Here is a 10,533-nt window from a genome sequence, read left to right on the forward strand (position 1 = left end):
GCGCTCTCGTCGGCACTGTCCCGCGCCGGTGCCGACCGCGCCGTGCGCGCGGTGGTCATCACCGGCGCCGGCACGCGCGCCTTCTGCGCCGGTGCCGACCTGCAAGGCGGCGCCTCTTTCAGGCTCGACCCTGCCGAGCCGTACCAGGGCTTCGCCAACCTCCTGCGCCAGGCGCGGCAGCTGACGGTGCCGCTGGTCGCGCGCGTCAACGGTGCCTGCATGGCGGGCGGCATGGGAATCCTGGGCATGTGCGACATGGCGGCTGCCGGCAGCCACGCCGTGTTCGGCCTGCCCGAGGTCAAGGTCGGCCTCTTTCCCGCCCAGGTGCTCAGCGTGCTCGGCCCTCTGCTGCCGCGCCGCGTGCTGGCCCAGATGTGCCTCACGGGCGAGCCCATCACCGCCGCGCAGGCGCTCGAACACGGGCTCGTGAACCGCGTGGGCGAGGACGTCGACGAAAGCCTGGACTGGCTGCTCGGCCGCGTGCTCGACAAGTCGCCCGCCGCCATCCGCCGGGGCCTCTACACGATGAAGAAGATCGAGGCCATGGCCTTCGAGGAATCGATCGCCTTCACCGAGAGCCAGATCGGCCTCTTCGCGCTCACCGAAGATGCGGCCGAAGGCCAGCGCGCCTTCCGCGAAAAGCGCAAGCCGCAATGGAGCGGCCGATGAGCGCGCGCAGCGGCAACAACAACAGCAGCGAACGCATCGTGCGCATCGGCGGCGCCTCGGGCTTCTGGGGCGACAGCAGCGTGGGCGCGCCGCAGCTCGTGGCCAGCGGCCAGATCGACTACCTGGTGTTCGACTACCTGGCCGAGCTCACGATGTCGATCCTCGCGGGCGCGCGCCTCAAGAAGCCGGAGCTCGGCTACGCCACCGACTTCGTCTCCATCGCGATGAAGGCGGTGCTGAAGGATGTCGTGCAGCAGGGCATCCGCGTGGTGAGCAATGCGGGCGGCGTCAATCCGCAGGGCTGCGCCGATGCACTGGCCGCGCTCGCGGCCGAGCAGGGCATCGCGCTGAAGATCGCGGTGGTCAGCGGCGACGACGTGTCGCCGCTGCTGCCGCAGTTGCGCCAGCAGCAGCCCCCCGTGCGCGAACTGCAGAGCGGCGCGCCGCTGCCCGAGCGCGTGCTCACGGCCAATGCCTACCTGGGCGCACGGCCGATCCAGGCCGCGCTCGATGCGGGCGCGCAGGTGGTCATCACCGGCCGCTGCGTCGATTCGGCCGTGACGCTCGGCGTGCTGATGCATGCGTTCGGCTGGCAACCCGGCGACCACGACCTGCTCGCCGCCGGCAGCCTCGCGGGCCACATCATCGAATGCGGCTGCCAGGCCACCGGCGGCCTGCACACCGACTGGGACACCGTGCCCGACTGGCCGAACATCGGCTATCCGATCGTCGAGTGCAGCGCCGATGGCAGCTTCGTCGTCACCAAGCCCGCGGGCACCGGCGGCAAGCTCACGCCGGCCGTGGTGGGCGAGCAGCTGCTCTACGAGATCGGCGATCCGTCGGCCTACCTGCTGCCCGACGTGGTGGCCGACTTCACGCGGGTGCGCATCGCGCAGGCCGGCGAGCACCGCGTGCGCGTGCATGGCGCGCGGGGCCGCGCGCCCACCGCGAGCTACAAGGTCTGCGCCACCTATGCGGAGGGCTTCAAGGCCGCGGCGCAGCTCACCATCGTCGGCTTCGACGCCGTGGCCAAGGCCAGGCGCACCGGCGAGGCGATCCTTGCGCGCACCGGTGCGCTGTTCCACCAGCAAGGCCTTGGTCCCTACAGCGGCACGCAGCTCGAAGTGCTTGGCGCCGAGTCCTGCTACGGCCCGCATGCGCAGGCCCTGCAGACGCGCGAGGCCGTGCTGCGGCTCGCGGTCACGCATGCGCACAAGGAGGCGCTCGAACTCTTCGCGCGCGAAGTGGCGCCGGCCGGCACCTCGTGGGCGCCGGGCACCACGGGCGCGGGCGGGCGGCCCTCGGTCTCGCCGTCGATCCGGCAGTACGCCTTCCTGCTCGACAAGACGATGGTCGAAGCGCGCGTGAGCATCGACGGACAGCACATCGAGATCCCGCGCGACGCCGTGGTTGCGGCGGCGGCCGATGCGCCTTCGCCACGGCAGGCCGCCGTCGATGCGAATGCCGTGGTCTCCATCGATGCCGACGCCATCGAAGTACCGCTCATCCGCCTGGCCTGGGCCCGCGGCGGCGACAAGGGCGACACCTCGAACATCGGCGTCATCGCGCGCCACCCTGCCCTGCTGCCGCTGTTGCGCAGCCAGCTCAGCGAGGCGCGCGTGGCCGAATGGCTCGCGCACCTCGTCAAGGGACCGGTGACGCGCTACGAAGTGCCGGGCATCGGCGCCTTCAACTTCGTCTGCGGGCAGGCGCTCGGCGGCGGCGGCATGGCCTCGCTGCGCAACGATCCGCTCGGCAAGGGCATGGGGCAGATCCTGCTTGCGATGCCCGTGCGCGTGAGCGCGGAGCTGCTCGCGCTCGCAGGGTCCGATCGCAGCGCCCTGAACGCCTAGCAGCAAACGGACAACCGTGCGACAGCAGGTTTGACTGTGCAGGTTTAGCCTCGCGGCCTCTGTCCCACTCTTTGACGTTTCGCCATGCCCTCCCTCTTCGATCCCGTACAGGCCGGTGACCTGCAGCTCGCCAACCGCATCGTGATGGCGCCGCTCACGCGCAACCGTTCGCCCAACGCGATTCCCCAGGACATTGCCGCCACCTACTACGCGCAGCGCGCCAGCGCCGGCCTGCTCATCACCGAAGCCACCGCCATCAGCCACCAGGGCCAGGGCTATGCCGACGTGCCGGGCCTCTACGGCACCGAGCAGCTCGACGCCTGGAAGCGCGTGACCGATGCGGTGCATGCCAAGGGCGGCAAGATCGTGGTGCAGCTCTGGCACGTGGGCCGCGTCTCGCACAGCGAACTGCAGCCCGGCGGCGGCAAGCCGGTCGCGCCTTCGGCCATCACCGCCAGGACCAAGACCGTGCTCATCAAGGAGGGCGTGCCGACCTTCGTCGAAACCTCCGAGCCGCGCGCCCTTGATGCCGAGGAGCTGCCCGGCATCGTCCACACCTATGCAGCCGCCGCGCGCAACGCGGTGGAAACCGCCGGCTTCGACGGCGTGGAACTCCACGGCGCCAACGGCTACCTGCTCGACCAGTTCCTCAAGGACGGCAGCAACAAGCGCACCGACGACTACGGCGGCAGCATCGAGAACCGCGCCCGCCTGCTGCTGGAGGCCACGCGCGCCGTGGTCGACGCGGTCGGCGGCGGCAAGACCGGCATCCGCCTGTCGCCCGTCACGCCGGCCAACGACGTGCACGACTCCGATCCGCAGCCGCTCTTCACCTACGTGGTGAAGCAGCTCGCCCCGCTCGGCCTGGCCTACATCCACGTGATCGAAGGCGCCACCGGCGGCCCGCGCGAGATCGAGGACCGCCCCTTCGACTACGAGGCACTCAAGGCCGCCTACCGCGAGGCCGGCGGCAAGGGCGCATGGATGGTCAACAACGGCTACGACAAGCCGCTGGCGGACCAGGCCGTCAAGGAAGGCGACGACCTCGTCGCCTTCGGCAAGCCCTTCATCGCCAACCCCGACCTGGTGCGCCGCCTGCGCGAGAACGCGCCGCTCAACGCCGTGGACAAGRCCACCATGTACGGCGGCGGCACCCAGGGCTACACGGACTATCCGGCGCTGGACTGAGTTTGCAGGAGAAAAAAAACGCCATGGCCCGCATCGAACAGCGACTCGCCACGCTCGGTCTCGTGCTGCCGCCGCCGGTCACGCCGCCGCCGGGCGTGGTGCTGCCTTTCGCCTTCGTGCGCATCGCCGGGCGCCGCGCCATCATCTCGGGCCACGGCCCGCTGAATGCCGACGGCACCATTGCCGCGCCGCTCGGCAAGCTGGGCCGCGAGCTGACGGTCGAGCAGGGCTACGCGGYGGCGCGGCTCACCGCGCTGGCGATGCTCGGCAGCCTGCAGCGCGCGCTCGGCGACCTCGACCGCATCACGGCCTGGACGCGCGTGTTCGGCATGGTGGCTTCGGCACCGGGCTTCGACAGGCAGCCCGCCGTCATCAACGGCTTCTCGGACCTCGTGCTCGAACTCTTCGGCCCGGAGATCGGCGCGCACGCACGCAGTGCCGTCGGCATGGCGGAGCTTCCGTTCAACCTCCCGGTCGAGATCGAAGGCGAAGCGGAGTTCGGGGATTAATCGCCGGCCGCCGCCAGGCGCAGTTCCGCGAAGCTGATGCTCACGCGCAGCCCCGTGGGCTCGGCCGCATCGAGCCGCAGCTCGGCGCCCAGCAGCTCCGCATAGCGCGCGACGATCGACAGGCCCAGGCCCGAGCCCTGCCCGAGCTTCTGGCCCGCCGGGCCCTGCGACCAGCGCTGCATCAGGTCGCGCTGCGCTTCCAGCGGAATGCCGGGGCCGTCGTCGATCACGCTCAGGGTGCGGCCCGCCAGCTCGACGGTGATGGTGCGTCCGCCGTAGCGCAGCGCGTTGTCGATCAGGTTGTCGAGAATGCCCTCGACCAGCGCTTCGTTGGCAAGCACCGTCACGCGCTCGTCGAGGCCGCGCGCGCCCAGGTCGACGCCGTGCGCGTCGGCGCGGGCCAGGTGCCGCAGCACCGTCTGCTCGGCCAGCATGTCGAGCCGCACCGGCTCGCGCGCGAGGCCGGTGCGCGCTTCATCCGCGAGCGCGAGCGCCAGCAGCTGGTCGATCAGGTGGCTCGCGCGCGCCTGCCGCTCGGCCACGCGCGCGAGCTGCTCGCGCCACACGGTGGAGTCGTGCTGCGCGAGCCCGTATTCGGCCAGTGCGCGAATGCCCGCGAGCGGCGTGCGCAGCTCATGCGCGACGTTGCCCACGAACTCGCGCTGCGCACGCACGCTGTGGTTCAGCCGGTCGAACAGCGCATTGACGGCATCGCCCAGGCGCTGCACCTCGCGCGAGGTGCGCACCACCGCGACCGGGGAGAGGTCGTACACATCGCGCCGGTCCAGCGCCTGCTGGAGTTCGCCGAGCGGACGCAGGTCGCTGCGAATGCCATGCCAGAGCCATACCGCGAGCAGAACCAGCAGCAGCACCTGCGGCGCCAGCGCATAGCCGAGCAGCCGCTGCACCAGCGCCGCGCGGCTCAGCGTGGTCTGGGCAATCACCACCCGGTAAGGCATCAGAGTGCCCGCCTCGGCAACCGGCTCGAGCACCACCGCGCGCAGGACCTTGCCGTCGAAGTTGACGTCCGAGAAGCGGTAGCGCGCATCGCCCGTGGGCAGCGGCGCAGTCAGGCCCGGCTGCCCCGAGATCAGCGTGCCGTCGAGCCGCTGCACCGCGAAGTAGATCTTGTCGACCTGGTCGAACAGCACCGTGGCCACTTCGCGCGGCGTGAGCAGCAGCTCGATGCCGCGCTCGCCCGCCTGCACGTTGGCCGAAAGCGCATAGGCGTCGTCGAGCATCGCGCGGTCGAAGGCCTGCTCGGAAAAATAGTTGGCGATGACCAGCGCGATCACCGCGCCCACCATCCACGTGAGCGCCAGCGGCACCAGCACGTTGCGCAGCACGCGCCGCGTAAGCGAAGGCGCTGCCTTCGATGGCCCGGGCGCGGCCGGCTGCGTGCGGCTCACACTTCGGCTTCGAGCAGGTAGCCGATGCCGCGCAGCGTGCGGATGCCCGCGCCCGAACCGGCCAGCTTCTTGCGCAGCCGCGAGATGAAGGCCTCCAGCGCGTTGTCGCCCAGCGATTCGTCGAAGCTGGAGAGCTTGTCGGACAGCGCCCGCTTGCTCACCGTGCGGCCCGGCGGGCTCATCAGCTCCCACAGCACCTCGAACTCGCGCGCCGGCAGGTCGAGCGGCCCGCTCGCGGTGGAAAAGCGGCGCGCCTTGCGGTCCAGCTTGAGCTGGCCCAGCAGCACGATGTCTTCGGTGCCCTTGGCCCGCCGCACCAGTGCGCGCAGCCGTGCCTCGACCTCGGCCAGGTCGAAGGGCTTGCCCAGGTAGTCGTCGGCGCCGGCATCGAGGCCCGCAATGCGCTCCTCGGTGCGGCCGCGCGCGGTCAGCACCAGCACCGGCGTGCGGTMGCCGCGGGCGCGCGCCTGGCGCAGGGCATTGAGGCCGCTCGCCAGGCCGCTGGTGGGGCTGGCCGTGGCCGGCAGGTTCAGGTCGAGCAGCACCGCATCGAAGGGCTGCACACGCCAGAGGTGGTCGGCGTCCTCGATGTTGGTCGACACGTCGACCCGGTGGCCGGCATCCGCAAGGCTGCGCAGCATCACGTCGCGCAGCACGGCATCGTCTTCGACAAGCAGGATTCGCATGGTGTGTGTGGTGGTTGGAAGTGCCTATTCTTGCGCGAAGGAGGGTCAGCGGCCGGTCAGCACACCCCGGCGATAAACGCGCCATGAGCATACGACAGCAACCTGCGGCACGGGTCTCTTTCCGGGCCGCTCGCACCACGCGATGAGCGCCCGCGATCCCTCCGATCTCCTGAGCGTCGTGCATCCCGCGGTGCGGCGCACGGCCATTGTGCTGCTGCATGGTTTATGCAGCACACCTGACGAGCTCCTGACCGTGCAGTCGTCCCTGCGCGCGAGCGGCTACCCGGTGCATCCGATGCGCGTCGACGGCTACTCCTTCGATGCCTCCGCACCGGTGCAGCAGGCGCTGCCGTACGAACGCTGGATCGACGCCATCGAAGCACGGGTGAAGGCGCTGCGCACAGCGCACGATCGCGTGATGCTGGTGGGCATCTCGGCCGGTTCGTCGCTGGCGCTGGGCGCGGCCATCCGCTGCGGCAGCGGCGTCGATGCGCTGGTGCTGATGTCGACCACGCTGCGCTTCGACGGCTGGGCCGTGCCGCGAACGCAGGTGCTGCTGCCGCTGGCCTTCTACACGCCGCTCGGGCGCTTCTGGCAATACCGCGAACGCGCGCCCTACGGCGTGAAGAACGAACGCGTGCGCGCATGGATCGAGCGCGAGCTGCGCCACCGCAAGGTGTCGAGCGCCGGCAGCGCGGTGATCGGCGTGGGCCACCTGCGCGAGCACGACCGGCTGATCCGCCACGTGCGGCGCAACCTGCACCGCGTGCAGTGCGCCAGCGTGCTCGCGCTGCATGCGCGCGAGGACGAGGTGGCCAGCCTCGCCAATGTCGACCTCCTTGCGCGCGGCCTTCGCTGCCCGTCCTTCCGCAGCGTGGTGCTGGCCAACAGCTACCACATGATCACGATCGACAACGACCGCCACCAGGTGGTGCGCGAAACCTGCGCCTTCGCCGATGCCGTGGCCCACGGCACGCCCGAGCCCTTCGGTGCCCTGTCCGCGCGCCCGCTGGCCGCCTGAAAGAAAGAAAGCACGCCATGTCTTCTTCCTCCTCCTTTTCCTCCTCCTCGTCTTCGACCGTCTTCAACAGCATCGCCGCCATCCTGGTGAACCAGTTCGACGTGGCGCGCGATGCGATCGCGCCCGGCGCGGCCTTGTCCGAGCTCGGCCTGGATTCGCTGTCGCTGATGGAATTCGTGTTCGCGGTGGAAGACGCCTTCCATCTGCGCCTGCCCGAAGACCGACTCGATCCGCGCGAGGCCGGCATCACGCTCGGCCACCTGTGCGAGGCGATCGAAGCCCAGATCGATTGCAAGCTCGATTCGCCGATGGCCGCGCAGGCGTGAGCGGCGCCCGCGTTCACGTCACCGGCATCGGGTTGGTCACACCGCTGGGCGGCACCGTCGAATCCTTCGACGATGCGCTCTTCAGCGGCCGTTCCGCGGTGCGCGCGCGAGCGCTCGAGATCGCGGGCCTCGATCCGATCACGCTGGCCGTGGCCGCCTGCGATTTCGACGCGGCCGCCGTGCGCAGCAATTCGCGCCTGCCGCTCGATCGAGGCACCGCCATGGCACTCGCGGCCGCGCGCGATGCCGCGGCGCAGGCGGGCCTGGCTGCCGGCAGCGTCGACCCCGAACGCCTGGGCATCTTCTGGGGCAGCGGGCTGGCCGGCGCCGGCAGCTTCGACGACACCACGCGCGCGCTCTACGGTGAGCAGCGCCGCATGCGGCCGACCACCGTGCTCACCGTGATGCCCAACGCGGCGGTGGCGGAGCTCGCGCTGCAGTTCGGCGCACAGGGCGCGGCCATTGCATACGCCTGCGCCTGTGCCTCCTCGGCCGTGGCCATCGGCGAGGCGATGCGCGCCATCCGGGGCGGCTGGATCGATGTGGCCATCGTCGGGGGACACGAGGCCATGCTCACGCCGGGCGTGATGGCCAGCTGGCATGCGATGCGCGTCACGGCGCCGCCGCCGCCCGGTGCACCCGCCAGCGCCTGTCGGCCGTTCTCGAGCGACCGCGCGGGCTTCGCACTCGGCGAAGGCGCGGCGGCGCTGGTGCTCGAATCGGAAGCGCATGCYAGCGCGCGAGGCGCCGTGAATGCCTCTTCGCTCTTCCTTGCGGGCTACGCCACCAATTGCGATGCCACGCACATCACCAACCCCGACTCCGCCGGCCAGGTGCGTGCCATACGCGCGGCGCTGCGCGATGCGGGCATCGAGGCCGCGCAGGTCGGCCACATCAATGCGCACGGCACCGCCACCACGGCGGGCGACGCCGCCGAGGCGGCGTCCATCCGCGAGGTGTTCGGCCGTGCCACGCCGGTGAGCGCCACCAAGGCCATCCACGGCCATGCGCTGGGCGGCGGCGGTGCCATCGAGCTGGTGGCGGCGCTGCGAACGCTGGCGCAAGGGGTGCTTCCGCCGACCGCCAACCTGCGCGTGCCCGATGCGGCCTTCGATCTGGACTTCGTGCGCGGCGAGCCGCGCGAAGCCCGCCACCTGCGCTACGTGCTTTCCAATTCGTTCGCGTTCGGAGGCACCAACGCCGTGCTGGTCGCGGGACGCACCATCGACCGTTGAGGAACTGGGCGACGGACTGGGTATGCTGGCGCCTTCGTCGCCGCATCCCCAGAAAACCCGTCCCCATGCGCAGGCTCGCCACACCCCAGGACCTCGAAGCGGTCTTCTCCATCTACATGCACGAGAGCGTGGTCCCGTTCCTGGGCTACGACCCGATGCCGCTCGATGAATTCCGCGCCATCTACAAGGAGCTGGTCGACAGCCGCAGCTTCCATGTCTATGAAGTCGACGGCCGCGTCGCGGGCTTCTACCGCGCGACGCGCTACCCGGGCCGCGCGCGGCACGTGGCCTGCTTCGGCACGCTGGCGGTCGATCCCTCGCTGCACGGCAAGGGCATTGCGCAGGCCATGGTGAACGATGCCATCGCCAGGCTCAAGGCCGAGGGCGTCAAGCGCATCGAGCTCTATGCCGAGAGCGACAACGCGCCAGGGCTGCGCTTCTACGAGAAGCTGGGCTTCGAGTACGAAGGCACCCTGCGCAGGTTCTACAAGCGCGCCGGCGAGGCCGACTACATCGACGATCACCTGCTGGCGCTGCTGATCGATTGAGATCGGCGAAGGCTCAGGGCTTCCAGCGCCGCAGCAGCAGCGCGTTGGCCATCACGCTGACGCTCGACAACGCCATCGCCGCACCCGCCACCACCGGGCTCAGCAGCCCGAAGGCGGCCAGCGGAATCCCGGCCACGTTGTAGGCAAAGGCCCAGAACAGGTTCTGCCGGATCTTGGCCACCGTGCGTGCCGAGAGCTCGAGCGCCTCGGCCACGAGCGCCAGGTCGCCGCGCATCAGCGTGATGCCCGCCGCTTCCATTGCCACGTCGGTGCCGCCGCCCGCAGGCGCCATCGCAATGCCCACATCGGCCGCGGCCAGCGCGGGTGCATCGTTGGCACCGTCGCCGATCATCGCGACCACCTGGCCGTTCTTCTTCAGGGCGCTGACCTGCGCCGCCTTGTCGGCGGGCAGCACCTCGGCGCGCACGTCCTCGGCCGCAATGCCGAGCCGCGCGGCCATCGCCTGCGCAGCGCGCAGGTTGTCGCCCGAGATCATCACCACGCGCAAGCCGCGTGCATGCAACGTGCGGATGGCTTGCGCGGCTTCGGGCTTGGGCTCGTCGGCAAAGGCCAGCAGCGCCTGCACCCGGGCAGCGCCCGCCGCGTCGAAACGCAGCAACGCGGACACCGTGGCGCCCTGCGCATGCAGGCGCTCGAGCTGTGCGGCGTCGGGCACGGCGCCAAGCTCCGCGCACCAGCGCAGGCTGGCAATGGCCCAGGGCTCGCCATCCACCAGGCCGCGCACGCCGCGGCCCGGCATCGCCTGCATCGCGCTCAAGGGCAGCGGCTGCACGCCGCGCTGTTTGGCAGCCGCCATCACGGCGCGTGCCAGCGGATGCTCGCTGCCGCCTTGCAGGCTGGCGGCAGTTGCAAGCAATGCGGCTTCGTCGCCGCTGCCCGCCATCGGCACCAGTGCCGTGAGCACCGGGCGGCCCAGTGTCAGCGTGCCGGTCTTGTCGAAGGCCACGGTGCCGACACGGTGCGCCAGCTCCAGCGCCCGCGCGTCCTTGATGCGGATGCCGCGGCGCGCCGCCACGCCGGTGCCGGCCACCACGGCGACCGGCGTTGCCAGGCCCAGCGCACAGGGGC

Annotated in this window: 11 protein-coding genes; 8 read left to right on the top strand and 3 right to left on the bottom strand. The window is 70.8% G+C overall.

What is annotated here, in order from left to right; genetic code table 11:
* The 4 genes from AC1DOC_RS06245 to AC1DOC_RS06260 form a co-directional block, all read left to right on the top strand.
* Positions 1-669 (top strand): enoyl-CoA hydratase-related protein (locus AC1DOC_RS06245; protein ID WP_478129548.1); only part of this gene is annotated, 669 nt, incomplete at its 5' end.
* Positions 666-2,522 carry an acyclic terpene utilization AtuA family protein gene (locus tag AC1DOC_RS06250; RefSeq protein ID WP_436299160.1) on the top strand — a complete coding sequence of 619 codons (1,857 nt, stop codon included), beginning with the start codon at positions 666-668 and terminating at the stop codon, positions 2,520-2,522. The genes AC1DOC_RS06245 and AC1DOC_RS06250, both read left to right, overlap by 4 nt.
* Positions 2,523-2,606: 84 nt before the next feature.
* Positions 2,607-3,710: an alkene reductase gene (locus AC1DOC_RS06255; RefSeq protein WP_478129549.1), complete on the top strand. Its 1,104-nt coding sequence runs from the start codon at positions 2,607-2,609 to the stop codon at positions 3,708-3,710.
* A gap of 23 nt (positions 3,711-3,733) precedes the next feature.
* Positions 3,734-4,219: a RidA family protein gene (locus tag AC1DOC_RS06260; RefSeq protein ID WP_478129550.1), complete on the top strand. Its 486-nt coding sequence runs from the start codon at positions 3,734-3,736 to the stop codon at positions 4,217-4,219.
* Here the strand turns inward: AC1DOC_RS06260 and AC1DOC_RS06265 are convergent.
* A complete protein-coding gene (locus AC1DOC_RS06265) occupies positions 4,216-5,628 on the bottom strand; it encodes a sensor histidine kinase (RefSeq protein ID WP_012745202.1) in 1,413 nt (470 codons plus the stop codon). The two genes, AC1DOC_RS06260 and AC1DOC_RS06265, sit on opposite strands and share 4 nt — an antisense overlap.
* Complete coding sequence (locus tag AC1DOC_RS06270) at positions 5,625-6,314, bottom strand: response regulator transcription factor (RefSeq protein ID WP_478129551.1); 690 nt, start codon at positions 6,312-6,314, stop codon at positions 5,625-5,627. The genes AC1DOC_RS06265 and AC1DOC_RS06270 overlap by 4 nt, the downstream gene beginning before the upstream one ends.
* A gap of 142 nt (positions 6,315-6,456) precedes the next feature.
* On the opposite strand from AC1DOC_RS06270, the gene AC1DOC_RS06275 reads away from it, so the two are divergent.
* The 4 genes from AC1DOC_RS06275 (at position 6,457) to AC1DOC_RS06290 (ending at position 9,444) form a co-directional block, all read left to right on the top strand.
* Entirely contained in the window at positions 6,457-7,335 is an 879-nt protein-coding gene (locus AC1DOC_RS06275; RefSeq protein ID WP_018903390.1) for an alpha/beta hydrolase, read from the top strand.
* A gap of 17 nt (positions 7,336-7,352) precedes the next feature.
* Positions 7,353-7,661, top strand: coding sequence for an acyl carrier protein (locus AC1DOC_RS06280; RefSeq protein WP_018903391.1), 309 nt, complete (start codon positions 7,353-7,355; stop codon positions 7,659-7,661).
* Complete coding sequence (locus AC1DOC_RS06285; RefSeq protein WP_436301097.1) at positions 7,658-8,896, top strand: beta-ketoacyl-[acyl-carrier-protein] synthase family protein; 1,239 nt, start codon at positions 7,658-7,660, stop codon at positions 8,894-8,896. Before AC1DOC_RS06280 ends, AC1DOC_RS06285 begins: the two co-directional genes overlap by 4 nt.
* A 65-nt stretch (positions 8,897-8,961) precedes the next feature.
* Positions 8,962-9,444 carry an N-acetyltransferase family protein gene (locus AC1DOC_RS06290; RefSeq protein WP_478079736.1) on the top strand — a complete coding sequence of 161 codons (483 nt, stop codon included), beginning with the start codon at positions 8,962-8,964 and terminating at the stop codon, positions 9,442-9,444.
* Between the two features lie 13 nt (positions 9,445-9,457).
* On the opposite strand, the gene AC1DOC_RS06295 is transcribed toward AC1DOC_RS06290, so the two are convergent.
* On the bottom strand, positions 9,458-10,533 hold a 1,076-nt coding region (locus AC1DOC_RS06295; protein ID WP_478129552.1), incomplete at its 5' end, for a heavy metal translocating P-type ATPase.

Source organism: Variovorax sp. 01T439_2, from assembly GCF_056398445.1.

Bases quoted from the DNA above. Each gene is read 5' to 3' on its own strand.
- AC1DOC_RS06250 (WP_436299160.1), top strand. From the start codon at position 666: ATGAGCGCGCGCAGCGGCAACAACAACAGCAGCGAACGCATCGTGCGC.
- AC1DOC_RS06290 (WP_478079736.1), top strand. From the start codon at position 8,962: ATGCGCAGGCTCGCCACACCCCAGGACCTCGAAGCGGTCTTCTCCATC.
- AC1DOC_RS06280 (WP_018903391.1), top strand. From the start codon at position 7,353: ATGTCTTCTTCCTCCTCCTTTTCCTCCTCCTCGTCTTCGACCGTCTTC.
- AC1DOC_RS06275 (WP_018903390.1), top strand. From the start codon at position 6,457: ATGAGCGCCCGCGATCCCTCCGATCTCCTGAGCGTCGTGCATCCCGCG.